This window comes from Streptomyces sp. cg36, assembly GCF_041080675.1.
Taxonomy (GTDB): domain Bacteria; phylum Actinomycetota; class Actinomycetes; order Streptomycetales; family Streptomycetaceae; genus Streptomyces.
In genome coordinates, this window is record NZ_CP163520.1 from 7,049,360 (window position 1) to 7,072,011 (window position 22,652).

A 22,652-nucleotide genomic window follows, 5' to 3' on the forward strand; every position below is an offset into this window, starting at 1 on the left:
CTCGACCCTCGACCTCACGGAGCAGACCCTCATGCATGACGACCGCAGCCTGGTCGAAGCCCGCCTTCGGCGCGTCCTCGACGAGCGCATCCGACCCGCCGTGTACCCCGAATCCGTCCCGCTGGAAGTGGCGGTCTGGCATGCGCCGGGCGAGCCCGTCCCGGTCGCCGAGGGGCTGGCGGGCGTCCCCGAGCCGATCGCGGTCGGGGACGCCTGGGGCGCGCCGTGGGGCACCAGCTGGTTCCGGGTGACGGGGACCGTGCCGGCCGAGTGGGCCGGGAGGACCGTGGAGGCGCTCCTGGACCTCGGCTTCGACGAGAACATGCCGGGCTTCCAGTGCGAGGGCCTGGTCTACCGGCCCGACGGCACCCCGGTGAAGGGCCTCAACCCGCGCAACCAGTGGGTGCGGATCGGCGCGCCCGTGGCGGGCGGCGAGGAGGTCCGGCTGCACATCGAGGCCGCCTCCAACCCGGTCATCCTCGACTACCACCCCTTCGTGCCCACCACTCTCGGCGACAAGGACACCGCCGGGGGCGAGCCGCAGTACCGGCTGGCCCGGATGGACCTGGCCGTCTTCGACGAGACGGTGTGGCAGCTCGTGCTCGACCTGGAGGTGCTGGGCGAGCTGATGCAGGAGCTGCCGGTGGAGGGCGCGCGGCGCTGGGACGTCCTGCGGGCCGTCGGCCGGGCGCTGGACGCGGTGGACCTCCAGGACGTGGGCGGCAGCGCGGCGGCGGCCCGCGCCGAGCTGGCCGGGGTGCTGGCCGTGCCCGCCGGGCCGACCGCCCACCGGATCAGCGCGGTGGGGCACGCACACATCGACTCGGCGTGGCTGTGGCCGCTGCGCGAGACCGTGCGCAAGGTGGCGCGTACGACGTCGAACATGACGGCGCTCCTGGAGGACGAGCCGGACTTCGTGTTCACCATGTCGCAGGCGCAGCAGTTCGCCTGGATCAAGGAGCACCGCCCCGAGGTCTACGCGCGCGTGAAGAAGGCCGTGTCCGACGGGCGGTTCGTGCCGGCGGGCGGCATGTGGGTGGAGTCGGACACCAACATGCCGGGCTCGGAGGCGATGGCCCGTCAGTTCGTGCACGGCAAGCGGTTCTTCCTGGACGAGTTCGGCATCGAGAACGACGAGGCGTGGCTGCCGGACACCTTCGGCTTCGCCGCCGGTCTGCCGCAGATCATCAAGGCGGCGGGGGCCAAGTGGCTGCTCACCCAGAAGATCTCCTGGAGCCAGACCAACAAGTTCCCGCACCACACCTTCCAGTGGGAGGGCATCGACGGGACCCGGATCTTCACCCACTTCCCGCCCGTCGACACCTACAACTGCTCGATGAAGGGCAGCGAGATCGCCCACGCCGCGCGGAACTTCAAGGACAAGGGCGTGGCCCGGCACTCGCTGGCCCCGACCGGCTGGGGCGACGGGGGCGGCGGCACCACCCGGGAGATGGTCGCCAAGGCGGCCCGGCTGCGCGACCTGGACGGCTCGGCCACGGTGGCCTGGGAGAGCCCGGCCGAGTTCTTCACCAAGGCGCAGGCGGAGTACCCGAACCCGCCGGTGTGGGTGGGCGAGCTCTATCTGGAGCTGCACCGCGCGACCCTCACCAGCCAGGCGAAGACCAAGCAGGGCAACCGGCGCAGCGAGCACCTGCTGCGCGAGGCCGAACTGTGGGCGGCGACAGCGGCCGTACGGGCCGGATTCCCCTATCCGTACGAGCAGTTGGACCGCGTCTGGAAGACGGTGCTGCTGCACCAGTTCCACGACATCCTGCCCGGTTCGTCCATCGCCTGGGTGCACCGGGAGGCGGAGCGGACCTACACCGAGGTGGCCCGGGAGCTGACCGCGATCGTCGAGGCCGCCCAGCGTGCGCTGGCCGGGCCGGGCGAGGGCACCCTCGTCTTCAACTCCGCGCCCCACGCGCGCGACGGCGTCGCCGCGGGCGGGGCCTGTGTGCCCGCGCGCCGGGGCGCGAGCCGGGCCGCGCCGCGCGAGGGCGGCGGCTTCGTCCTGGACAACGGGCTGCTGAGGGTGGAGATCGACGCGCGCGGCCTGGTGGTTTCCGCGTACGACCTGGCGGCCGGGCGCGAGAGCGTCGCCCCCGGCCGGGCCGCCAACCTGCTCCAGATCCACCCCGACTTCCCGAACATGTGGGACGCCTGGGACGTGGACGCGTTCTACCGCAACACGGTGACCGATCTGACGGAGGTCGACGAGCTGGTGGCGGTGGAGGACGGCGGCGCCGCGGCCGTGCGGATCGCCCGGAGCTTCGGCGCGTCCAAGGTCGTCCAGGTCCTGAGCCTCCCGCCGGACGCCAAGCGGCTCGACATCGACACCGAGGTGGACTGGCACGAGACGGAGAAGTTCCTCAAGGCCGCGTTCCCGCTGGACGTGCACGCCGAGCGGTACGCCTCGGAGACCCAGTTCGGCCACTTCCACCGCCCCACCCACACCAACACCAGCTGGGAGGCGGCCAAGTTCGAGGCGTGCAACCACCGGTTCGTGCACCTGGAGGAGCCGGGCTGGGGCGTCGCCCTGGTCAACGACTCGACGTATGGACACGATGTGACGCGTACGGTGCGCGGGGCGGCCGAGGGCGCCGGGACGACGACCACGGTCCGGGTCTCGCTGCTGCGCGCCCCGCGCTTCCCCGACCCGCAGACCGACCAGGGCGTCCACCGCTTCCGGCACGCCCTGGCGCCCGGCGCCGCCATCGGCGACGCGGTCCGCGAGGGCTACCGCGTCAATCTGCCGGAGCGGCGGGTGCCGGGCGCGGGCGAGGTGGCGCCGCTGGTGTCGGTCGACAACGACGCGGTGGTGGTCAGCGCGGTGAAGCTGGCCGACGACGCCGGGGGCGACGTGGTGGTCCGGCTGTACGAGTCGCGCGGCGGCCGGGCGCGGGCCCGGGTGGTGCCGGGCTTCGGGGCGAGCGGGGTGCTGGCCACCGACCTGCTGGAGCGTGAGCTGCTCGGTGAGGAGGCCCCCGGGGTCGAACTGGTCGACGGCGCGGTCGAGTTGACCCTGCGGCCGTTCCAGCTGGTCACTCTGCGGCTGTCGCGGAGCGGTGCGCGAGGCTGAACCCGTCCAGGGCCCGCTCCAGGGTGGGAGCGGGCCCCAGGAGGCCGGTGAGGCCCGTGATGCGGATGATCCGCAGCGTGAAGGGGTCCTCGCAGACCAGCCCCCACGGGCTGCCCCGCCCGGTCACCCGGCGATGGGTACGTACGAGCAGGGCGAGCCCCGAGCAGTCCAGGAACGTGATGCGCCGCAGGTCGACGGCGAGACCGGGCAGCCCCTGCGCGGTCAGCACGTCGAGGCGGGGCTGGAGGAGCTGCACGGCGTGGATGTCGATCTCGCCGCGCAGCTCGACCACGGTCACGCCCCGGACGGCACGGACCCGGAGGAAGGGCCGCTCGGCGCGGTGGCGCGGGCTGGGCAGGAGTTTTCGCGAGTCGTCGATGTGTTCTTCCGAGTGCATGGCTCTCCCCCCGAGGCAGTGGCGGCTTGGCGGCCGGGGGCTGGGGCGGCCAAGGAGCACCGTAGAGGCTCGGGGGAGACCCGGATGTGCAGAAACAATTCACACGACCGTTTCATCACTCGATCGAGTGAACGGATGTACTGGCGCTTGCCAGTTCGTCCGCCGGGACCCGGGCCGACATGAACCGGGTGGTCCGGCGCAGCCGGAAACCCAGCGACTCGTAGAGCCGGACCGCGTTGGTGTTCCGCGCCCCCGTGTGCAGGAAGGGGCGCTCGCCGCGGTCCTTGATGTTCGCCGCGACCGCCAGGATCAGACTGGTCGCGAGGCCCTGGCCGCGGAACGCGTCGTCGGTGCAGACCGCGCTGATCTCGGTCCAGCCGGGCGGGTGCAGCCGCTCGCCCGCCATCGCCACCAGCACCCCGTCCCGGCGCACCCCCAGATAGGTGCCCAGTTCGACGGTGCGCGGCAGGAACGGGCCCGGCCGGGTCCGCTCCACCAGCGCCAGCATCTCCGGCACGTCGGCGGCCCCCAGCGGCACCGCCTCCGCGAACGGCGCCGCGGCCACCCCGTCGTCCACCAGCTGGACGCCGTCCGCCTCGAACGTCAACTCCCAGCCGGGCGGCGGCAGATGGCTCATGCCCAGCAGCGGCACCTCGCCCCCGGGCCCGGCCAGTTCCGCCAGCTCCGCCCAGTCCTCGGGCCCCGGCTCGTCCGGGAGCGCCAGCCACGGCGTCACCTCGGGCGGATAGCGCAGGATGCGCCCGAACCGCTCCGCGAAGTGGGCGTGCGGCCCGAGCAGCGACGTGCGCGCCGGGTTGTCCAGCGGGTGCGGTGCGCTCATGTCGCCACCTCGATGACGACCTTGCCGCGCACATGCCCGGCCTCGACCGCGCGCAGCGCCTCGGCCGCCCGCTCCAGCGGATACGTGGCGGTGACGTACGGGCGCAGCGTCCCGTCCACCACCAGGCGGGCCACCGCGTCCAGCACCTCGACGGTGCGGGCCCGCCGGACCGGGGACGCGCCGAGCCGGGCCGCCGCGGCCGGGTCGGCCGCCGTGACCAGGCGCGCGGGATCCACGAGCGCGGCCACGGCCTCCAGCGCCGGGCCGCCCACGAGGTCCAGGGCCGCGTCGACACCCGCGGGCGCCGCGGCCCGTACGCGCTCGGCCAGTCCCTCCTCGCCGGAGGGCACGTGGACCGCGCCCAGCTCCTCCACGAACTCCTTCTTGGCCGCGCTCGCGGTGCCCACCACCCGCACCCCGAGCGAGCGCGCGATCTGGGCGGCGGCCACACCGACCCCGCCGCCCACACCGTTGATCAGCAGGGTCGCTCCGGCGGGCAGCGCCAGCTGGCGCACCGCGTCATGGGCGGTCGCCGCCGCGACCGGCAGGGTCGCCGCGTCCGTGAACGCCAGCGCGTCCGGCTTGCGGGCGGCCAGGGACACCGGCAGCAGTGCGTACTGCGCGTAACCGCCACCCACCGGATTGCCGAAGACCGCCTCCCCGGCGGCGAACCCCGTGACACCGGGGCCCGGCTCCGCCACGACGCCGGCGATCTCGCTGCCGAAGACGGCCGGGAACTCCGCCTCGGCCGCCCCCGGCCTGCGAAGACCATTGCGCAGCTTCCAGTCGACCGGGTTGACACCGGCGGCCCGGACCTCGACCAGCAGCTCACCGGGGCCCGGCACGGGCCGGTCCACCTCGATGAACGCCTCGGTCCCGGGCCCGCCGTGCCGGGTGTACGCGTACGCCTTGGGCATCTGCTGTCTCCTCGCTCTCTCAGCAGCTCCAAGGTCCGGGCACGCGACGCTATTCCCGGGCGTGCACTCTGTTCACGAGGCTGCAACGCTCGGCTTCCGTGCAGGTCAGCGCGGTGCGAGGTGCGTTCAGCACGGGGAGACGTCTCCGTCCGCCTGCAGGTAGGCGGCGCTGGCCCAGCCGCGGGCGCCGCTCAGCCAGTACCACCAAGAGGTCCCGTTGACGTCGGAACCCCACGTCCTGCACTCGATCCGGTCCTGGCTCCCCGGGCTCAGACTGACGACCACGCCCGCGTTCAGGCTCGGGTTGTCCCGGACGTTCAGCTCGATCCGGGAGGTCACCGTGCCCCACACGCCGTCGCGGCCGTGGTGGTCCCAGTGGTCCGAGTGGTCCCAGCGGTTGCCGTGGCCGTCGTCGTGTGCCGGGGCCGCCGCCGCGGTGGCGGCGAAGCCGCCCACGGCGAGACCGCACGACAGCAGGGCCGCGGCGGTCGCTCGACGTATCCGTCCGGTGCGCATACCGGCTCCTTTCGTCGCTCCCGCCCCTGTGCGTCCCTTCCATGACACACCCGGTCCGCCCCGGACGCGATGTCGAGCGGCCTCACAGGCCCGAGAGCCGGGCCGCCTCCCGGAAGACGTCGGCCAGCATCGCGCGCGTCAGCCGTCCGGTCGCGGTGTTGCGCCGACTCGGGTGGTAGCAGCCCAGCACGTTCAGCGGGCCGCGCCCGTCCGCCGCGCCCGCCAGCGTCACCCGGACCGCGTGCCCGAACTTCGGCCGGGGGCGCGGCACGCTCCAGCCCGCGCTCTCCAGCACCGGGAACAGCGCCTGCCAGCCGAACGCGCCGAGCACCACGACCGTGCGCAACCCCGGTCCCAGCAGGCCGAGTTCGGCCGCCAGCCACGGGCGGCAGGTGTCGCGCTCCAGCGGCGTCGGCCTGTTCTGCGGCGGCGCGCAGCGCACCGGCGCTGCCATCCGTACGCCCCGCAGCCGCATCCCGTCACCGGCGTGCGCCGACTCCGGGCGGGAGGCGATACCCACCTCGTGCAGCACGGCGAACAGGACGTCGCCGGAAGGGTCGCCGGTGAACATCCGGCCGGTGCGGTTGGCGCCGTGCGCGGCCGGGGCCAGGCCCACGATCGCGAGGGCCGCGTCGGAGGGGCCGAAGCCGGGCACCGGACGCCCCCAGTACTCCTCGTCCCGGAAGGCGGCCCGCTTGACCGCCGCGACCTCCTCGCGCCAGGCCACCAGCCTGGGGCAGGCACGGCACTCCACCACCTCGGCGTCGAGTCCGGCGAGGGTGCGGCAGGCGGGCGCCCGGTGCGCGGGGAAGCCGGGATCCTCCGGATCCGCGCTCCCCGCCGCCCGCGCTGCCCGGCGCGTCTTGTCCATGCCCTCACGCTAGGCGCGCCGGACCCGCTCCGCTCCCTCTGCCATGCATACAGAACAGCCAAAAAGGGGAGTGACAACCGGCCGAAATATTTCTCCCGCGCGGGCCGAGGCGTACGGAGGGCGGTTCGGGGGCCTTCCGTTTGCGCTGGCGGACGCCCGTAGACGGCGGCCCGCCCGGCGGGGAGGGGGCCGGAGACGGGTGCAGATGCCGTTGGCAGGTACCGGGGGCCTCCTGCGCCCCGCCCCGGTCCGCACTACTGTGAAAGTCCGGCTGCCGGGGAGTGTGGTTGGGACGTGGACGGTTCGTGGAAGATCCTTGTGGTGGACGACCGTGAGGACAACCTCTTCGCGATGGAGAGCTTGTTGCGTCCCGTGGGCCGGCCGATCGTCTGCGCCCGCAGCGGTGACGAGGCGCTGAAGACCGTGCTGCGCGGCGGCATAGCGGTGATCCTGCTCGACGTGCTGATGCCGAAGATGGACGGCCTGGAGGTCGTCGACTACCTCCGGCGGCTGGACCACACCCGCTGTCTGCCGGTCGTCCTGGTCACCGGCATCGGCCGGGACGACGACCTGGCGGCCCGCGCCTACCGGCTGGGCGTCGCGGACTTCCTGGTGAAGCCGGTGGACCCCTGGGCCCTGCGCTCCAAGATCCGGGCCCTGGCCGACCTCTATGTGGAGAACCAGACCCTGCGGCGCCGCCTCGACGCGCTGGGGGCGCCGCTGCCGTCGGTGTCCAGGGTGCCGTCGCAGGCCCATCGGCCGCCGGTGCGGGCGATACGGGTGACGGACGACAGACGTTGAAATCTGTCGTCCGTCACCTCTCGTCCGTCACCTCTCGTCCGTCACCTCTCCTCTGTCAGTTCTCATCCGTCAGTTCTCATCTGTCACTTCAACGGTCACGTCATGGATGTCAGCCGGCCGTCTGCCGCAACTGCCGTAGCGAAGCCACCAGTTGATCGACCTCCTCCGAGGTGTTGTACATCGCCAGCGAGGCACGCGCAGCCGACTCCAGCCCGTAGTGGGCGAGCGCCGGCTGGGCGCAGTGGTGCCCGGCGCGGATGGCGATGCCGTCCCGGTCCAGCCAGTCCGCGACCGTCGCCGGGTCGAACCCCGCCAGGGTGAACGTCAGCACCGCGATCCGGTCGGGCGCGGCGCCTATCAGGTCCAGCCCGGGGACCGTGGCGAGGGCCTGCTGGGCGTAGCGCAGCAGCCCTTCCTCGTAGGCGGCGACGGCGTCGCGGTCGAAGGAGCCGAGCCAGTCGAGCGCCGCGAGCAGCCCGATCACCCCGCCGATGTTGCCGGTGCCGGCCTCCAGGCGGTGCGGGACCGGGGCGAACGTCGTCCGGCCGAAGTCCACCGACTCGATCATGTTGCCGCCGCCCTGCCAGGGCCGCATCGACTCCAGGACCTCCGGCTTGGCGTACAGGGCGCCGATGCCAGTGGGGGCGAACAGCTTGTGCCCGGAGAACGCGTAGAAGTCCGCGTCCAGATCCGTCACGTCGACCGGGAAGTGGGCGACCGACTGCGCGCCGTCCACCAGCACCTTCGCCCCGTAACGGTGCGCGAGCGCGGTCATCTCCCGCACCGGCGGGACCGTGCCCAGCACATTGGAGGCGTGGCTGAGCGCGACCAGCTGGGTCCGGGAGGAAAGCAGGTCCCCGTACGAGAACTGGTCGATCTCCCCCTCCGGCGTCAGCGGCACCGGGACCACCCGCGCCCCGGTCTCCTTGGCGATCAGCTGCCAGGGGACGATGTTGGAGTGGTGTTCGAGGACGGGCACCAGGATGTCGTCCCCGGGGCCCAGGTTGTCGCGGCCCCAGCTCTGGGCGACCAGGTTGACCGCCTCGGTGGTGCCGCGCGTGAAGACGATGCTCTCGGGGGCGGGCGCCCCCAGGAACGCGGCGACCGCCGCGCGCCCCGCCTCGTACGCCTCGGTGGCCTCGCGCGCCATGGTGTGCGCGCCCCGGTGGATGTTGGAGTTGGCGGCGCTGTAGTACGCGGCGAGCGCCTCGATGACCTGGCGCGGCTTCTGGGTGGTGGCCCCGTTGTCCAGCCACACCAGCGGGCGGCCGTTGACCGTCCGGTGCAGGATCGGGAAGTCCTGGCGGGCCGTCTCCGCCGAGTACGCCCCCGGCACTGCGGGCCGCCCGGGCAGTCCGGGCTGCTCCGGCACGAGGGGCTGGCCGGGGGTCGGGACGGAGACGCCGGGCGGCGGGGGAGCGGCGGCCGGGGAGGCGGTGGCGGTGACCGGCGGCGCCGGGGGCGGGGGCGGGGGCGCGGCGGCCGGGGGAGCCGGCGGCGCCGACCGGTCCGGCTGGAGCCCGAGCCGGGTGAGGTCAGGAATAGTCATGGTAGTTGGACACCTCGACGTTCTGGAGCACGGCGACGGCGTCCTCGACCAGGACAGCCGTGTTGAAGTACGCGGTCATCAGGTACGAGGTGATGCCCTTCTGGTCCGTGCCCATGTCCCGCATCGCCAGGCCGGGTTCGACCTCGTCCTGGATCTTCGCCGGGCGCAGGCCCACCACGCCCTGCTCGGCCTCGCCCGTCCGCATCAGCAGGATCTCGGTGGTCCCGGTGCCGACGCCGCCCGCGAAGCGCACCTTGTCGGAGGGGAGCAGCGGGACCCCGCGCCAGGTGAGCAGCGGGCTGCCGAACCGGCTGTCGGTGACCGGGGGCACGCCCCGCCGGGTACATTCCCGGCCGAACGCGGCGATCGCCCGGGGGTGGGCCAGGAAGTAGGCGGGCTGCTTCCAGACCTTGGCGAGCAGCTCGTCGAGGTCGTCCGGGGTGGGCGAGCCGGTGCGCGACTGGACGCGCTGGCCCGCCGGGACGTTGTTGAAGAGGCCGAACTCCGGATGGTTGAGCAGCGCCGCCTCCTGCCGCTCGCGCAGCGCCTGGACGGTCAGGTTGGACTGGGCCCGGGTCTGGTCGATGGGGCCGTTGTAGAGGTCGGCCACCCGGGTGTGCACGCGCAGCACGGTCTGCGCGAGCGTCATGTGGTACTCGCGCGGCGCGTCCTCGTAGTCGACGAAGGTGCCCGGCAGGTCCGGTTCGCCGACGTGGCCGGAGGCGAGGTCCACCGGCACCTCGGCACCCGGCACCATGTGGTTCCCGGCCGCGAAGTCGTCCATCGCCGCCCGCACGCCCGCGTCGCGGTCGGTCAGGGCGGCCAGCGCCGAGCGCTCGGCGACCAGCGCGACGCCGGGCGTGAGCGCCTGCACGCGGTAGGGCATCGGCTCGGAGCGGGTCCAGGCGGCGAGGTCGAAGAACTGGCCGTCGCCGATGACTTCGAGCAGCGCCTCCTCGCCGTAGCGGCCGGTCATGCGCTTCTCGGCCCGGCCGCGCACGATCACCCACAGCCGGTCGGCCGGGTCGCCGCTCTGCACCAGCACCTGTCCGGCCTCGAAGGTCACTTCGCTGAAGGCACCGCCCAGTTCGGTGAGGAGCGCGTCGTCGGCGTCGCGGAGGTAGGGCAGTTCGCGCAGGTCGCCGGGGACGACGTGGTGGGTGCCGTCGTTGTCGGCGAAGGTGGTGATCCGGTCGTCGCCCAGGACGAAGGTCCGGCGGCGGTTGACCCGGTAGACGCCCGACTCGACGTCGACCCAGGGCAGCGCCCGCAGGAGGTAGCGCGGGGTGATGCCGCGCATCTGCGGGGTGGTCTTGGTGGCGTTCGCGAGTTGCCGTGCCGCATCCGGGCCGAGAGACATCCGGTCGTTCACAGGAACCTCCTCGAAGACATGCGTGACAGCCGCCGCAGCGAATGCCGCACAGGAACGAGGACCGATCGTCGGCTCGGCCGGGGGGAGCCCACAAGACGTCAATTGCCGGGGGGATGGGACGACCGGCCTGAACTCATCCATTCAAGCAATATTCGACTGGAATGGAAGTGGTCATTCTGTCGCCGTTCCACCTGGTGAAACCGGACCGGGCGCGACCGGGAGTCTTTTCCGGGTTTTATTGAAAGTAATTCAACTCGCCCGGAAAAGGCGCGATATGACCCAATGGTGAGGCTATGGGCTCCTGAAAGAGCCTCTTATGGTGGCCAATTACGGAGTGGGGGATCCCCAGCCGTTGGGGCATTCGGAGGGAGTTGCTCCGTAGACGAGTGCCACAAAGTCCTTGAGTTCTTCGGTCCAGTACCGGTAGTCGTGTTCCCCGGATCCGGTGCAGTAGCGGTGCGCGGTGGAGCGGCTGTCGAGGTCCTCGTGGAGCGATCGGTTCCAGCCGTGGATGTCGGTCTCCCCGGCCCCGCCCGCGCCGCCCGCGTACAGCGCCAGCTTCCCGGCGTACTCCCGGTACGCGTCCGTCAGCGCGAGGCTCACCGGGTTGACCGAGGGCCAGCCCGCCCGGGGGCCGAACACCGTCTCCATCCGGTGGAGCGTGTCGCCCGAGACGCGGTACCAGGGGTTGAGCAGCCCGGTCCAGCCGATCGCCGCGCCCGCCTGCCACATGGAGTCCGCGATGGTCCGCTGGGCGCCCGCCTGGTAGACGCCGGTGCCGCCGGAGAACGCGCCGACCGCCGAGAACAGCTCCGGATGGCGCCCGGCGTAGCGCAGGGCCCCGTAGCCGCCCATCGAGGCCCCGGCCACCGCCCGGCCGGAACGGTCCTTGACGGTGAGGAAGTTGTCGTCGATCCACGGCAGCAGCTGCTCGATGTGGAAGGTCTCCCACTGCGGGGCGAAGCGGCCGTCCGTCTGCCCGGCCCAGTCGCTGTACCAGCCCGCCCGGCCGCCCTCGGGCATCACCGCGATCCCCGGGAACGCCGACCCGGCCAGCGTCGCCGCCAGGTTCCCGGAGCCGCCCTGCGACCACTGCCGGAAGTCACCGCCGCCGCCGTGCAGCAGATAGAGCACGGGGTACGGGACCGGCGCGTCGGCGCGGTAGTCGGCGGGCAGGAAGATCCGCACGGTGACCGGCACCCGTACCGGGCTGATCAGCGGGGTGCCCCCGCGCGGGGCGAAGACGGCCCCGGTGGTGAAGGTCGCGTCGGCCATCCGGCCCGCGGAACCGGCCACCGGGGCCCAGTTGACGAGGGTCAGTCCGTGCGAGTCGGGGTGCGGCAGCGCGGGCAGGGCGGCGCTCGCGCCGGGCGTGCGCGCCCCGGCGGGTACGGTCGCGGCCCAGGCGCTCGCGGCGGCGCCGGCGGCCGGGGCGCCGACGGTGAGCGCGGCCGTCGCCGCGAGCGCCGCGACGGCTCTGGCCAGTAAGGAAGTCCGTGCCATGAAGTCCCCCTCGATGACGGGCCCGCAATGGGCGTGACCACGGTGGCGCGTGTATAGCACGGGGTATTCCGCACGGAACAGGACAGGTGACGGATGTGATGTGCGGGACCGCCGCTTGGGCATGGGGCGGGAGCGGTACTGTGCGCGCACCGCCATTTCGGCGGTGCGGCAACAGTGGAGGAAATCCGTGACCGTGATCAGAGGAACGGGGCGACGCCGTGGGGCGCTCTTAGCGGCAGCCGCGGCGGGGCTCGTCGGAGTCGGCCTCACCGCCGCGCCCGCGCAGGCGCACAACCCGGTCTGGAAAGTGACCTGCGATCAGGTCACTGTCGACCTGACCAGGTATTCCGACGAGGCCGTCAATACCGTGACCATCAAGGCGGACGGCAAGGACCTGCTTCCCGCCGAGCAGTTCAAGGGCGAATTCCACAAGAAGATCAAGCTCCCCGCCCACGACAAGGCGCTCACCCTGCGCCTCGTGGTGAAGGCGGGCGACGGCGACCAGTACTCGCGCGACGAGACCAGGACGGCCCCGGTGTGCGACACCGCGCCGCCCACCAAGCCGTCGCCGAAGCCGTCACCGCCCGCCAAGCCGAAGCCCACCCCCTCGGCCCGGCCCGGCGGCCCCGCACCGGCCCCCAGCACGTCCGCGCCCGCCGCGCCCGCGCCGCAGCCGAGCGCCGACCTGGCGGAGACCGGCTCGTCGAACTCGACCCCGCTGGTCGCCGGAATGGGCGGCGGGGTGCTCGTCGCGGGCACCGGGATCGTCTGGGCCGCGCGCCGCCGCCGTACGGCCCGGCACTGAGGGCCCGGCGTCCGACGCCGCCCCGCGGTGGCCGCGCCGGTGACCCGCGAGGGCGCCGGCGCGGTGCCGGTCAGCGGACGGCGGGCTCTTTGACCGGGGCCCGGTGGCCGCCCCGGGCGAAGAAGTCGGCCAGCGGCAGGGTCGCCGCACCGACGGTCACCGCGTCCGGGCCGAGCCGCCCCAGCTCGATGGTGACCCGCTCGGCGAGATGCCGCAGCGCGTACGCGCGGGCGTGCGCGCGCACCGACTCCAGCATGTGCGGCCCGAGTTGGAGCCCGGCCCAGCCGCCGATGAGGATGCGTTCGGGGCCGTAGAGGTTGATCAGGTCGGAGAGCCCGGCGCCGACGTACTCGGCGGTCTCGTCCAGGACGGCCCGCGCTATGACGTCGGCGGTCTCCACCGCGCCGTCCCCCGAAACCCCGCTCGGCTCCCCGGTCTTCGTCTCTCCGGCCGTCCCTTTCGGGCCGGTGTCCCTCCCCGAGCCCTTCGGCTCCCCGCGCTTCGGCCCCGTGCCGCCGCCGCCCGCCCGCCGTGCCGCCGCCGCCAGCGCCGACACCGCGTCCTCCTCCGCGAGGTCCTCGGGCAGGGCGGCGCCCGCCTGGCGCCAGCGGGCGATCACCGCCCCGGCGCCCGCGTACGCCTCCAGACAGCCGCGCGCCCCGCACCGGCAGCGCCGGCCGCGCACCTGCACGGTGGTGTGGCCCCACTCGGCGGCGCTGCCGTGGGCGCCCCCGTGGATCTGCCCGCCGGAGACGACGCAGGCGCCGATGCCCGAGCCGAAGAGCACGATCACCGCGTTCCCGGCCCCGCGTCCGCCGCCGAACCACATCTCGGCCTGGCCGAGCGTCTTGGCTCCGTTCTCGACGAACAGCGGTATGTGCGAGGGGAGTTCGGCGGCGAGGGCGGTGCGCAGCAGGGCCTCCAGCGGGACCGCGTCCCAGTCGACCGTCTGCCCGTGCACCACCGCGCCCGTGGCCGGGGCGCGGTCCACGACACCGGGCACGCCGACGCCGATGCCCAGCAGCCGTCCGGCCGGGAGGTGGGCGCGGCGCAGCACGGCGGCGACGCCGTCGCGGATGAGGCCGACGATCCGGGACGCCTCGCAGCCGTCCATCGCCAGCGGGAGTTCCACGCGGGTGAGTTCGCCCATCATCAGGTCGAAGAGCCCGACGCGGACCCGGGTCTCGCCCACGTCCACACCGATCAAGTGGCCGCTGCCGGGGGCGATCCGGACCAGGGTGCGCGGGCGGCCCCCGTCGGAGTCGACGACCCCGGCGTCCTCCAGCAGGCCGTCGGCGGCGAGCTCGGCGACCACGTTGCTGACGGAACCCGAACTCAACCCCGTTGCCGGGCCCAGGGCCTGACGACTCATCGGACCCCCGAAATACAACCGTCGCAACACCGCGGTCCGGTTGTCCCTGCGCAGGTCACGGACGGTTCGACTGTTCGGCATGGCCATGTGGCTCCTCCTTGGAGGCAACATACCTCCGTACGAGACCTTGACGCGACCTTCTCTCAAGACTTAACTCATGCCTTAAATTAAGAGGGTTGGTCCGTATGGAGGTTGAACCGGGGAGTCCGGAAATCCGGAGGGAGGCGAGGGGCCGAGTCCTCTAGCGCGGGGCGAGGGCCGGCGTCAGGCCCGGTCGCGCAGGTGCTCGGCGAGCCGGTCCAGGAAGACCCGCTGGCCCGCCACCAGCCGCTCGGCCGCCTCCTCGGGCGCGAGCCAGGCGAAGCGGTCGAGTTCGGGGAACTCCCGGAGCGTGCCGGAGCCCCGGGGCCACTCCATGGTGAAGGTGCCGGGCACGGCCGCGGTGATGTCGAGGTCGGCCTCGACCGCCCAGACGGTCACCACCTTGCCGTTCGCCTGCCGGGCCTCGCCGAGCGGCACCGGTGTGCCCTCGGGGGCGGGCAGCCCGAGCTCCTCCTCGAACTCGCGCAGCGCGGCTGCGCGGGGCGCCTCGTCCGGTCCGTACTCGCCCTTGGGGATCGACCAGGCCGCGGCGTCGCGTCCGGCCCAGAACGGGCCGCCCATGTGGCCGATCAGGACCTCGATGCCGTCCCCCGCCCGGCGGTGGAGCAGGAGGCCCGCGCTGCGTTTGGCGACCATGGCCCCAGTGTCGCCGGTGATTGGCCGACGGGCGATCGGGTTATAGCAGAAAGGAGTCCGATATCTCACTATTTCGGGCATGTGTCCGTCGTCCGTCCGGAATCCCGTCACCGAGAGGGAGCGCCCATGACCCGCCGTCTGCTGCCGTGGAAGCACCGCCGCGATCTGACCCCGCCGCAGCGGCGCAGGCGCCGGATCGCCGTCCGCTCCGCGCTGGCGGCCGGGGTGCTCGGCGTCGGCGCGGTGGGCTGGTCGGTGGGGGAGGCGCTCACCTATCCGGGTGACGACAGCACCGCGGCCCGGCTGGCCGGCTGGGCCCGCGAGCACGACCTCGGACCCGTCGTCGACAAGCTGGAGAACCTCCAGTACGCGATGGATCCGCCCAAGGTCGGCGGCGCGCTGCCGAAGGAGGCGCTGGCCCGGATGCGCGGGCCCGCCGTCGCGGCGCCCACCGGCGCCCGTACGGACCTTCCGCTGCGCGCCCCGATGCGGCCCCTGGTCACGCCCGCGCTGCCGGGCGAGGGCGTGTGGCGGGCGCTGGCCACGGCCCACGGCCGCCCCGTCGTGCAGGGCACCTACGTACGGCCCGACGCCGACCACACCTCCTACGAGGCGGCCGTCGCCTGGATCAGCGCCGAGCGGGCCCGGTTCCAGCTGCACCCGGGGCTGCGCGAGCCGGGCGGCGAGTTCTCCGTGCCGCCGAGCATCCCCAAGGGGCGGCGCACCGGTCTGGTGGCCTCCTGGAACGGCGGCTTCAAGATCACCGACGGCGGCTCGCGGGGCGGCTTCTACCTCGACGGCCGATCCGCGGGCGAACTGCGCGACGGCGCCGCCTCCGAGGTCTTCTACCGCGACGGCTCGATCAGGATCGGGGTGTGGGGCCGCGACGTGCGGATGACCCCCGAGGTGGTCGGGGTGCGCCAGTGCCTGGAACTCATGGTCGACGGCGGCCGGGTGGTGCCCGCCATCGACGACGACGCCAAGTGGGGCGCCACCGACCAGAGCAGGATGTACGTGGCCCGCTCCGGCGTCGGTGTCACCGCCCGGGGCGATGTCGTCATGGTCGTCGGCCAGGCGCTGTCGGCCCGGACGCTCGCCGAGCTGATGCAGCGCGCGGGCGCGGTGCGGGCCATGCCGCTGGACATGAACCGCGCCTGGCCCTCCTTCATGAGCTACGACGGCTCCCGCACTCCGGACGACCCGGTCCCCACCAACATCCTCGACTTCGAGAACCCGCCGGAGCGCTACTACAACCAGGCCACCCGCGACTTCGTCGCCGTCTACGCCCGCTGAGAGCCCGCCTCCGGGCGCGCCCGCCCACGGCTCGTGAACGCGCCCGGCGCACCCCGCGCCCCGGGCGGGATCCGAGAGACGCGCCCTACGGCTCGTACACGTAGGGCGTGGTCGTGCTCAGCCGGGTGAAGCCCAGGCGCTGGAGGATCGGGCGGCTGTCGTCCATGGCGTCGACCATCAGGAAGCGGTAGCCGCGCTCGACGGCGACCCGGGCGCGGTAGGAGACCAGCGCCCGGTAGATGCCCTTGCCGCGCCACGCCTCGGCGGTGCCGCCGCCCCAGAGCCCGGCGAAGTCGGTGCCGGGGACGAAGTCGATCCGGGCCGCCGAGACCGGCACCCCGTCGGCCATCGCCAGGACCGCCACCAGCGTCTCCGGTGCCTCGGCGAGCTGGAGCTCAAGGCGCCGGGCGAGCAGGGACGAGTCCGTGCCGAACGCCGCCGTGTGGACGGCCGCCAGCAGGCCGATCCCGGCCTCGTCGGTCACCCGCACCAGCTCGACGCCCTCCGGCAGCGCCACCTCGGCCGTCTGGTCCGCGGCCCGCGCGACCATCAGCGCCTCGGCGGGCTCTGCCGTGAAGCCGGCCGCGCGCAGCCGTTCCTCCAGGTCGCCCGGGGTGTCGTGCGCGTAGTGCTTCCACTCGAAGGGGCGGCCGGCCGCCGTGAAGTACCGCACCTGCTCGGCGATCTCGCGGTCGGCGTCCGACGCGTCGAGGTCCGACCAGAGCACACCGTTCCAGGCGGGATCGGGTCCGCAGTGGCGGACCACCGCGCCCACCCGCTCCATCCGTGCGCCGGGGCCGTCCGGTGGCGCGTCCCTGCGCATCTGCCGGTCGAACAGGGCCCGTACTTCCGCTGCTTCCGCGTTGTCCATGCGCCCACTTCAACATCGGCCCCGCGCAGTGACAAACGATTTTGGGCGGGCCCGGAAGGAGCGGGTCCAGGTACAACTTCTGCGGTAGTCCGTGCACCGCAACTGGTTGACGCCGTGCGTCTGACCTGCATTTAAGCTGCGGTCATGCGGATCCGCCCAGTCGCCGCCGATGTCCTCATCGCGCTGGCTCAGACGTGTGTCGCCGTGCTGCTGGGACGGGAGGCGTCCAGCCAGGGGCAGCCCCCGCTCGACCTCGCCGGATACGCCCTCGCCGTGATCATCAACATGGCGTGCGCGTTCCGCTCCAAGGCGCCGGTCGGCATCTGCCTCTTCGTGGCCGCCACCTGGACGCTCTACATCGCACTGGGCAACTGGCCGGTCGTGGGCTCCTACGGGGCGATGATCGCGGGGTACACGGTCGCCGCCACCCGCCCCGCCCGGACCTCGGCCGCCTGCAGCGCCCTGCTCGGCCTCGTCTGGCTCTTCGCGGGCCTGCGCATGGAGAGCGACGCGATGCCGTCCGTGGTGGTGCAGGCGATCGCCGTCCCGGCGGTGATCTGGCGGTTCGGCCGGGTCGCCCGCCGCTCCAGCAAGCTCGCCGAGCAGCTCGCCCGGGAACAGGAGGCCCGCGCCAGGCGGGAGGTGGCCGAGGAGCGCGGCCGGATCGCCCGCGAACTGCACGACATCATCGCCCATCACATGTCGGTGATATCCGTCCAGTCGGGCCTGGCGCGGTTCGTCTTCGAGTCCGACCCGCCCACCGCGCGCGGGGCGTTGGGCACGATCTCGGCCACCAGCCAGGAGGCGCTGGAGGAGCTGCGGCGGATGCTGCACGTGCTGCGCGCCGAGGAGCTCGACGGCGAGCCGTCGGCCCCGATGCCGGGGCTCGCGCGCCTGGCCGACATGGTGGAGCGGCTGCGCGCCGGGGGGCTGCCGGTCGAGCTGAGGGTGGCGGGGACGGCCCGGCCGCTGGCCCCGGGCGTCGACCTGTGCGCGTACCGGGTGGTGCAGGAAGCGCTCACCAATGTCCTGAAACACGCGCCCGGAGCCCGGACGGCCGTGGAAGTCTGTTACGAGCCGCACCACATCGCGCTCTCCGTGGTCAACGAGGCCCAGGGAGCGGATCCGGCCAGAAACCGGTCGGGTGGTGGACACGGGTTGATCGGAATGCGCGAGCGGGCCAAGCTCTACGGCGGCACGATCGCCACCGGCCCGAGGAGCGGGGGAGGCTTCGAGGTCCGGCTGCTCCTGCCGACCTCGGCGCAGCCCGTCTGACGCGGGCCGTACGACACAGGGGGAAGACGCGCTGCCATGACCAGGGCACTCGTGGTCGACGACCAGTTCCTCGTCCGGGCCGGTCTGGTCGCGCTGCTCAGAGCGGCGGGCATCGACGTCGTCGGTGAGGCCGGTGACGGCGAGGAGGCCGTGGCCCAGGCGGCGGCGACCCGCCCCGATGTGATCCTGATGGACATCCGGATGCCGGGCATGAGCGGCATCGCGGCCACCGAACGGATCCTCGCCGACGCCGAGGACCCGGCGCCGCGCATCCTCATCCTCACCACGTTCGACCTCGACGAGTACGTGTACTCGGCGCTGCGGGCCGGTGCCTCGGGGTTCCTCCTCAAGGACTCGGGGCCCGAGCGGCTGCTCAACGCGGTGGCGGCGGTCGGCGGCGGCGACACCCTCTTCGCGCCGAGCGTCACCCGTCGGCTGGTGGAGGCGTTCGCCCGCCCCGCCGAGCACGCCCCGAGGCTCACCTCGGACCTGTCGGCGCTGACGGCCCGCGAGACCGAGGTCCTCAGACTCACCGCACGCGGTCTGTCGAACCTGGAGATCTCCGACCACCTCTTCATCAGCGAGGCGACGGTCAAGACGCATCTGAACCGGGCGATGAGCAAACTCGACCTGGCCAGCCGCGCCCAGGCGGTGGTGCTCGCGTACGAGTCCGGGCTGGTCACACCGGGCGGCGGGCGCCGGGCGGGCTGCTGAGCCCCGCTCGCGCGGGACCGGTGGGCCACCGGCCCGCCGGACGGGCTCTAGGCAACCGCTCCCGTGGCCGCCCCGGCGGCGTGCAGGGCCAGGTGCCAGGGATAGCCCCCGGGGTGCTCCTGGCCGGGCTCGCCGGGTACGAATCCGCCCTCGCCGTAGAGCACGTTCACCCCGGCTCCCCGCAGGGTCTCGATCGAGCGCTCGAAGGCGGGGTGCTGGACGAAGGCGCCGCTGAGGCAGGGCATCGCCACCGTCGGGACCGCCCTGCCGATCGCCTCCGCCGCCACGCCCACCACGAAGCTGCCGGTGAGGCCGAGCGCCCAGGCGTTGAGCGAGTGGAAGGTGACCGGCGCGAAGAGGACCGCGTCCGCCGGGGGCCACACCTCCGGCTCGCCGGGCCGCGCGTAGTCGTAGCGGACCGGATGGCCGGTGAGCACGGCGAGCCCGTCCAGGCTCTCCGCCAGCCAGCGCGCCGCGCTCGGCGTCAGCCCCAGACAGACGTCCCAGCCGTCCGCCTGGGCCTCCTCGATGACACGGGCGACGTCGAAGACCGGCGGTGCGGCCGAACAGAACAGGTAGAGCGTACGAGGCGTCGTCATGGAGCCATCCCACCCCGGCCAGTGGATCATGTGCAACCGCCCCCGGAGCGGGGGGAGGCCGTTCAGGCCGAAGTGCTGTTGTACTTCAGCAGATAGGCCGCGAACTGCTTCAGGTCCGCCGCCTCCCACTCCGCCAGCCGCTCGTGGAAGGCGTGGCGGCGCAGGACGGCCGCCTCGGCGAGCTTCTCGGTGCCCGCGGGGGTGAGGTGCAGGAGCTGGATGCGGTGGTCGGCCGGGTCGGTGCGGCGCTCGATGAAGCCGAGCCGCTCCAGGGACGCGATCTGCCGGCTGATCGTCGACTTGTCGAGCATGTAGTACGCGGCGAGGTCGGTCGCCCGGCAGCCCTGCTGGTCCTCCAGGTGGGAGAGGAGAGTGAAGGAGACCAGCGACAGCTCCGGGTGCATCCGCGCGGCGGCGGCGCGGGCGCGGCGCGCGAACGCGGTCATCTCGCGCTGGATGGTGTCGACCGACTGGTCTCGGCTGGGCACGGCGGTTCCTCTCACTGGCTAGTTGCATAATACAACGCCAGTGGTCCGCTACCGCTCCTCGGCCACCGTGTCCAGGGCCTGGGTGAGCCAGCGGATCCAGAAGGTCTCCAGCTCGATGCCGCCGCGCAGCACCAGATGGCGCAGCCGGTCCTGCTCGCTGTCCCGCTCCGGCGGGAAGTCCCGCCGCTCGATCCCCTCGTACAGCGCCAACTGGCTCTCGTGCAGGGCCAGATGGCGGCGCAGTTCGGCGTCCAGGCCGTCGGTGCCGACCACCGCCGCCGCCCGCATCCGCAGCAGCAGCGGGTCCCGCATCGGACGCGGCTGCTGCCCGGCCGCCGCCCAGGCGGCGAGCTCCTCCCGGCCCGCGGGCAGCACCTCGTACTCCTTCTTCTGGCCGCGCGCCGGAGTCTGCGACGCCAGCGCGCGGATGAATCCGGACTGCTCCAGCTTGCCCAGCTCGCGGTAGATCTGCTGGTGCGTCGCGGACCAGAAGAAGCCGAACGACTTGTCGAAGCGGCGGGTCAGCTCCAGCCCCGACGAGGGCTTTTCGAGCAGGGCGGTCAGGATCGCGTGCGGGAGTGACATGAGCGCATCCTAGGTTCGCCGTCCGCCGCCTCCCCTCAGAGGGCGGCGGCCAGCCGGGTGCCCTGGTCGATGGCGCGCTTGGCGTCCAGTTCGGCGGCCACGTCCGCGCCGCCGATCAGATGCACGGTGGCGCCCGCCGCCGTCAGCTCCTCGTACAGGTCGCGGCGCGGCTCCTGGCCCGCGCAGAGCACCACCGAGTCCACCGGCAGGACCGTGGCGGTGCCGTCCACGGTCAGGTGCAGCCCGGCGTCGTCGATCCGGTCGTAGCCGACGCCCGGCACCATCGTCACGCCCCGGTGCTTCAGCTCGGTGCGGTGGATCCAGCCGGTGGTCTTGCCGAGGCCCGCGCCGACCTTGGAGGTCTTGCGCTGGAGCAGGTGCACCGAGCGCGGCGGCTTGGGCCGCTCGGGCGCGCGCAGCCCGCCGCGCTCGCCGTACGAGGTGTCCACGCCCCACTGCCGGAAGTACGTCTCGGGGTCCAGGCTCGCCGCGTCCCCGCCGTCGGTGAGGAACTCGGCGACGTCGAAGCCGATGCCGCCCGCGCCGATGATCGCCACCCGCTCGCCGACCGGCGCGCCGTCGCGCAGCACGTCCAGGTAGGTGAGCACGCTGGGGTGGTCGGAGCCGGGGATCTCGGGGGTGCGCGGGGTGACCCCGGTGGCCACCACGACCTCGTCGTATCCGGCGGCGGTGAGCGCGTCGGCGGTCGCCGTGGTGTTCAGCCGGACGTCCACGCCGCGCAGCTCCAGCTGGGTGCGGTAGTAGCGCAGCGTCTCCTCGAACTCCTCCTTGCCCGGGACCTTCTTGGCGATGTTGAGCTGGCCGCCGATCTCGGCCGCCGAGTCGAAGAGCGTGACCGCGTGGCCGCGCTCGGCCGCCGACACCGCGAAGGCCAGTCCGGCCGGGCCCGCGCCGACCACGGCGAGGTTCTTGCGGCGGCGGGTGGGGGCGAGGACCAGCTCGGTCTCGTGGCAGGCGCGCGGGTTCACCAGGCAGGAGGTGATCTTCCCGCTGAAGGTGTGGTCCAGGCACGCCTGGTTGCAGCCGATGCAGGTGTTGATGGTCTCGGAGCGCCCCTCGCGCGCCTTGGCCACGAACTCCGGGTCGGCGAGGAACGGCCGGGCCATCGACACCATGTCCGCACGGCCCTCGGCCAGCAACTGCTCGGCCACCTCGGGGGTGTTGATGCGGTTGCTGGTGATCAGCGGGATCGTGACCGACCCCATGAGCTTCTTGGTGACCCAGGTGTACGCGCCGCGCGGCACCGAGGTCGCGATGGTGGGGATCCGGGCCTCGTGCCAGCCGATGCCGGTGTTGATGAGGGTGGCCCCGGCCGCCTCGATGGCCTGGGCGAGGGTGACGACCTCCTCCAGCGTCGAGCCGCCGGGCACCAGGTCCAGCATCGACAGCCGGTAGACGATGATGAAGTCCGGGCCGAGCCGCTCGCGGGTGCGGCGCACGATCTCGACCGGGAAGCGCATCCGGTTCTCGTACGAGCCGCCCCAGCGGTCGGTGCGCCGGTTGACCGCGCCCGCCACGAACTCGTTGATCAGATAGCCCTCGGAGCCCATGATCTCGACGCCGTCGTACCCGGCGGACCGGGCGAGCCCGGCCGCGCGCACGAAGTCCTCGATGGTCCGCTCGACCTCGTCGTCGGTCAGGGCGTGCGGGACGAACGGGCTGATCGGGGCCTGGAGCGCGCTGGGGGCGACCAGGTCCTGGTGGTAGGCGTACCGCCCGAAGTGCAGGATCTGCATCGCGATCCGGCCGCCCGCCCCGTGCACCGCGTCGGTGATCACCCGGTGCTGCTCGGCCTCCGCCTCGGTGGTCAGCTTGGCGCCGCCCTCGTAGGGACGGCCGGCGTCGTTGGGGGCGATGCCGCCGGTGACGATGAGGCCGACGCCGCCGCGCGCCCGCTCGGCGTAGAACGCCGCCATCCGCGCGAACCCGTTCTCGGCCTCTTCGAGGCCGATGTGCATCGACCCCATCAGCACCCGGTTGGGCAGGGTGGTGAAACCGAGGTCGAGGGGGCTCAGCAGGTGGGGGTAGTCGCTCATGGGGGCGCC

At 73.1% G+C, this 22,652-nt stretch carries 21 protein-coding genes; 6 read left to right on the top strand and 15 right to left on the bottom strand.

The window, feature by feature from the left end:
- The first annotated feature begins 31 nt into the window (after positions 1–31).
- Positions 32–3,079 (top strand): alpha-mannosidase, encoded by a 3,048-nt coding sequence (locus AB5J87_RS31440; protein ID WP_369381588.1) that lies wholly within the window; start codon positions 32–34, stop codon positions 3,077–3,079.
- On the opposite strand, the gene AB5J87_RS31445 is transcribed toward AB5J87_RS31440, so the two are convergent.
- From AB5J87_RS31445 to AB5J87_RS31465, 5 genes are all read right to left on the bottom strand, one after another.
- Positions 3,042–3,476, bottom strand: a complete 435-nt coding sequence (locus AB5J87_RS31445; protein ID WP_369381590.1) for an anti-sigma factor antagonist — start codon at positions 3,474–3,476, stop codon at positions 3,042–3,044. The two genes, AB5J87_RS31440 and AB5J87_RS31445, sit on opposite strands and share 38 nt — an antisense overlap.
- A 115-nt stretch (positions 3,477–3,591) precedes the next feature.
- Positions 3,592–4,317 (bottom strand): GNAT family N-acetyltransferase, encoded by a 726-nt coding sequence (locus AB5J87_RS31450; protein ID WP_369381593.1) that lies wholly within the window; start codon positions 4,315–4,317, stop codon positions 3,592–3,594.
- Positions 4,314–5,234, bottom strand: coding sequence for an NADP-dependent oxidoreductase (locus AB5J87_RS31455; RefSeq protein ID WP_369381595.1), 921 nt, complete (start codon positions 5,232–5,234; stop codon positions 4,314–4,316). The genes AB5J87_RS31450 and AB5J87_RS31455 overlap by 4 nt, the downstream gene beginning before the upstream one ends.
- Before the next feature lie 126 nt (positions 5,235–5,360).
- Positions 5,361–5,750: an SH3 domain-containing protein gene (locus AB5J87_RS31460; protein ID WP_369381598.1), complete on the bottom strand. Its 390-nt coding sequence runs from the start codon at positions 5,748–5,750 to the stop codon at positions 5,361–5,363.
- 82 nt (positions 5,751–5,832) lie between these two features.
- The gene (locus tag AB5J87_RS31465) at positions 5,833–6,621 is read right to left on the bottom strand and encodes a uracil-DNA glycosylase (protein WP_369381600.1); all 789 of its coding nucleotides are present in this window, start codon (positions 6,619–6,621) and stop codon (positions 5,833–5,835) included.
- Between the two features lie 321 nt (positions 6,622–6,942).
- Between AB5J87_RS31465 and AB5J87_RS31470 the strand changes: the two genes are divergently transcribed.
- Entirely contained in the window at positions 6,943–7,422 is a 480-nt protein-coding gene (locus tag AB5J87_RS31470; RefSeq protein ID WP_369381601.1) for a two-component system response regulator, read from the top strand.
- A 109-nt stretch (positions 7,423–7,531) separates the two neighbouring features.
- Here the strand turns inward: AB5J87_RS31470 and AB5J87_RS31475 are convergent, their stop codons facing one another.
- The 3 genes from AB5J87_RS31475 to AB5J87_RS31485 all read right to left on the bottom strand — a co-directional run bounded on the left by AB5J87_RS31475 (position 7,532) and on the right by AB5J87_RS31485 (position 11,846).
- The gene (locus tag AB5J87_RS31475) at positions 7,532–8,971 is read right to left on the bottom strand and encodes a SufS family cysteine desulfurase (RefSeq protein ID WP_369381602.1); all 1,440 of its coding nucleotides are present in this window, start codon (positions 8,969–8,971) and stop codon (positions 7,532–7,534) included.
- Complete coding sequence (locus AB5J87_RS31480; RefSeq protein ID WP_369381604.1) at positions 8,958–10,343, bottom strand: family 2B encapsulin nanocompartment shell protein; 1,386 nt, start codon at positions 10,341–10,343, stop codon at positions 8,958–8,960. Before AB5J87_RS31480 ends, AB5J87_RS31475 begins: the two co-directional genes overlap by 14 nt.
- 327 nt (positions 10,344–10,670) lie before the next feature.
- The gene (locus tag AB5J87_RS31485; protein WP_369381606.1) at positions 10,671–11,846 is read right to left on the bottom strand and encodes an alpha/beta hydrolase; all 1,176 of its coding nucleotides are present in this window, start codon (positions 11,844–11,846) and stop codon (positions 10,671–10,673) included.
- A 187-nt stretch (positions 11,847–12,033) separates the two neighbouring features.
- Here AB5J87_RS31485 and AB5J87_RS31490 point away from each other — a divergent pair, with 187 nt between their 5' ends.
- Positions 12,034–12,651: an LAETG motif-containing sortase-dependent surface protein gene (locus tag AB5J87_RS31490; RefSeq protein ID WP_369381608.1), complete on the top strand. Its 618-nt coding sequence runs from the start codon at positions 12,034–12,036 to the stop codon at positions 12,649–12,651.
- A 70-nt stretch (positions 12,652–12,721) separates the two neighbouring features.
- Here the strand turns inward: AB5J87_RS31490 and AB5J87_RS31495 are convergent, their stop codons facing one another.
- Together AB5J87_RS31495 and AB5J87_RS31500 are read right to left on the bottom strand one after the other, a co-directional pair.
- Positions 12,722–14,110, bottom strand: coding sequence for an ROK family protein (locus tag AB5J87_RS31495; protein ID WP_369381610.1), 1,389 nt, complete (start codon positions 14,108–14,110; stop codon positions 12,722–12,724).
- A gap of 177 nt (positions 14,111–14,287) precedes the next feature.
- Entirely contained in the window at positions 14,288–14,761 is a 474-nt protein-coding gene (locus AB5J87_RS31500; protein WP_369381613.1) for an NUDIX domain-containing protein, read from the bottom strand.
- Between the two features lie 126 nt (positions 14,762–14,887).
- On the opposite strand from AB5J87_RS31500, the gene AB5J87_RS31505 reads away from it, so the two are divergent.
- The gene (locus AB5J87_RS31505; protein ID WP_369381615.1) at positions 14,888–16,054 is read left to right on the top strand and encodes a phosphodiester glycosidase family protein; all 1,167 of its coding nucleotides are present in this window, start codon (positions 14,888–14,890) and stop codon (positions 16,052–16,054) included.
- Between the two features lie 85 nt (positions 16,055–16,139).
- Here the strand turns inward: AB5J87_RS31505 and AB5J87_RS31510 are convergent, their stop codons facing one another.
- A complete protein-coding gene (locus AB5J87_RS31510) occupies positions 16,140–16,925 on the bottom strand; it encodes a GNAT family N-acetyltransferase (protein WP_369381616.1) in 786 nt (261 codons plus the stop codon).
- 144 nt (positions 16,926–17,069) lie between these two features.
- Between AB5J87_RS31510 and AB5J87_RS31515 the strand changes: the two genes are divergently transcribed.
- Both AB5J87_RS31515 and AB5J87_RS31520 read left to right on the top strand, forming a co-directional pair.
- Positions 17,070–18,200 (top strand): sensor histidine kinase, encoded by a 1,131-nt coding sequence (locus AB5J87_RS31515; RefSeq protein WP_369381618.1) that lies wholly within the window; start codon positions 17,070–17,072, stop codon positions 18,198–18,200.
- A gap of 36 nt (positions 18,201–18,236) precedes the next feature.
- Positions 18,237–18,914, top strand: coding sequence for a response regulator (locus AB5J87_RS31520; protein ID WP_369381619.1), 678 nt, complete (start codon positions 18,237–18,239; stop codon positions 18,912–18,914).
- Positions 18,915–18,961: 47 nt separating this feature from the next.
- Here the strand turns inward: AB5J87_RS31520 and AB5J87_RS31525 are convergent, their stop codons facing one another.
- The 4 genes from AB5J87_RS31525 to AB5J87_RS31540 form a co-directional block, all read right to left on the bottom strand.
- Positions 18,962–19,513 (bottom strand): flavoprotein, encoded by a 552-nt coding sequence (locus tag AB5J87_RS31525; RefSeq protein WP_369381620.1) that lies wholly within the window; start codon positions 19,511–19,513, stop codon positions 18,962–18,964.
- 62 nt (positions 19,514–19,575) lie between these two features.
- Complete coding sequence (locus tag AB5J87_RS31530; protein WP_369381621.1) at positions 19,576–20,001, bottom strand: MarR family winged helix-turn-helix transcriptional regulator; 426 nt, start codon at positions 19,999–20,001, stop codon at positions 19,576–19,578.
- Positions 20,002–20,049: 48 nt separating this feature from the next.
- A complete protein-coding gene (locus AB5J87_RS31535; protein ID WP_369381623.1) occupies positions 20,050–20,586 on the bottom strand; it encodes a PadR family transcriptional regulator in 537 nt (178 codons plus the stop codon).
- Between the two features lie 35 nt (positions 20,587–20,621).
- Entirely contained in the window at positions 20,622–22,643 is a 2,022-nt protein-coding gene (locus tag AB5J87_RS31540; protein ID WP_369381625.1) for an FAD-dependent oxidoreductase, read from the bottom strand.
- Positions 22,644–22,652 lie beyond the last annotated feature (9 nt).

Bases quoted from the DNA above. Each gene is read 5' to 3' on its own strand.
- AB5J87_RS31440 (WP_369381588.1), top strand. From the start codon at position 32: ATGCATGACGACCGCAGCCTGGTCGAAGCCCGCCTTCGGCGCGTCCTC.
- AB5J87_RS31445 (WP_369381590.1), bottom strand. From the start codon at position 3,476: ATGCACTCGGAAGAACACATCGACGACTCGCGAAAACTCCTGCCCAGC.
- AB5J87_RS31450 (WP_369381593.1), bottom strand. From the start codon at position 4,317: ATGAGCGCACCGCACCCGCTGGACAACCCGGCGCGCACGTCGCTGCTC.
- AB5J87_RS31455 (WP_369381595.1), bottom strand. From the start codon at position 5,234: ATGCCCAAGGCGTACGCGTACACCCGGCACGGCGGGCCCGGGACCGAG.
- AB5J87_RS31460 (WP_369381598.1), bottom strand. From the start codon at position 5,750: ATGCGCACCGGACGGATACGTCGAGCGACCGCCGCGGCCCTGCTGTCG.
- AB5J87_RS31465 (WP_369381600.1), bottom strand. From the start codon at position 6,621: ATGGACAAGACGCGCCGGGCAGCGCGGGCGGCGGGGAGCGCGGATCCG.
- AB5J87_RS31475 (WP_369381602.1), bottom strand. From the start codon at position 8,971: ATGACTATTCCTGACCTCACCCGGCTCGGGCTCCAGCCGGACCGGTCG.
- AB5J87_RS31485 (WP_369381606.1), bottom strand. From the start codon at position 11,846: ATGGCACGGACTTCCTTACTGGCCAGAGCCGTCGCGGCGCTCGCGGCG.
- AB5J87_RS31495 (WP_369381610.1), bottom strand. From the start codon at position 14,110: ATGGCCATGCCGAACAGTCGAACCGTCCGTGACCTGCGCAGGGACAAC.
- AB5J87_RS31500 (WP_369381613.1), bottom strand. From the start codon at position 14,761: ATGGTCGCCAAACGCAGCGCGGGCCTCCTGCTCCACCGCCGGGCGGGG.
- AB5J87_RS31505 (WP_369381615.1), top strand. From the start codon at position 14,888: ATGACCCGCCGTCTGCTGCCGTGGAAGCACCGCCGCGATCTGACCCCG.
- AB5J87_RS31510 (WP_369381616.1), bottom strand. From the start codon at position 16,925: ATGGACAACGCGGAAGCAGCGGAAGTACGGGCCCTGTTCGACCGGCAG.
- AB5J87_RS31515 (WP_369381618.1), top strand. From the start codon at position 17,070: ATGCGGATCCGCCCAGTCGCCGCCGATGTCCTCATCGCGCTGGCTCAG.
- AB5J87_RS31520 (WP_369381619.1), top strand. From the start codon at position 18,237: ATGACCAGGGCACTCGTGGTCGACGACCAGTTCCTCGTCCGGGCCGGT.
- AB5J87_RS31525 (WP_369381620.1), bottom strand. From the start codon at position 19,513: ATGACGACGCCTCGTACGCTCTACCTGTTCTGTTCGGCCGCACCGCCG.
- AB5J87_RS31535 (WP_369381623.1), bottom strand. From the start codon at position 20,586: ATGTCACTCCCGCACGCGATCCTGACCGCCCTGCTCGAAAAGCCCTCG.
- AB5J87_RS31540 (WP_369381625.1), bottom strand. From the start codon at position 22,643: ATGAGCGACTACCCCCACCTGCTGAGCCCCCTCGACCTCGGTTTCACC.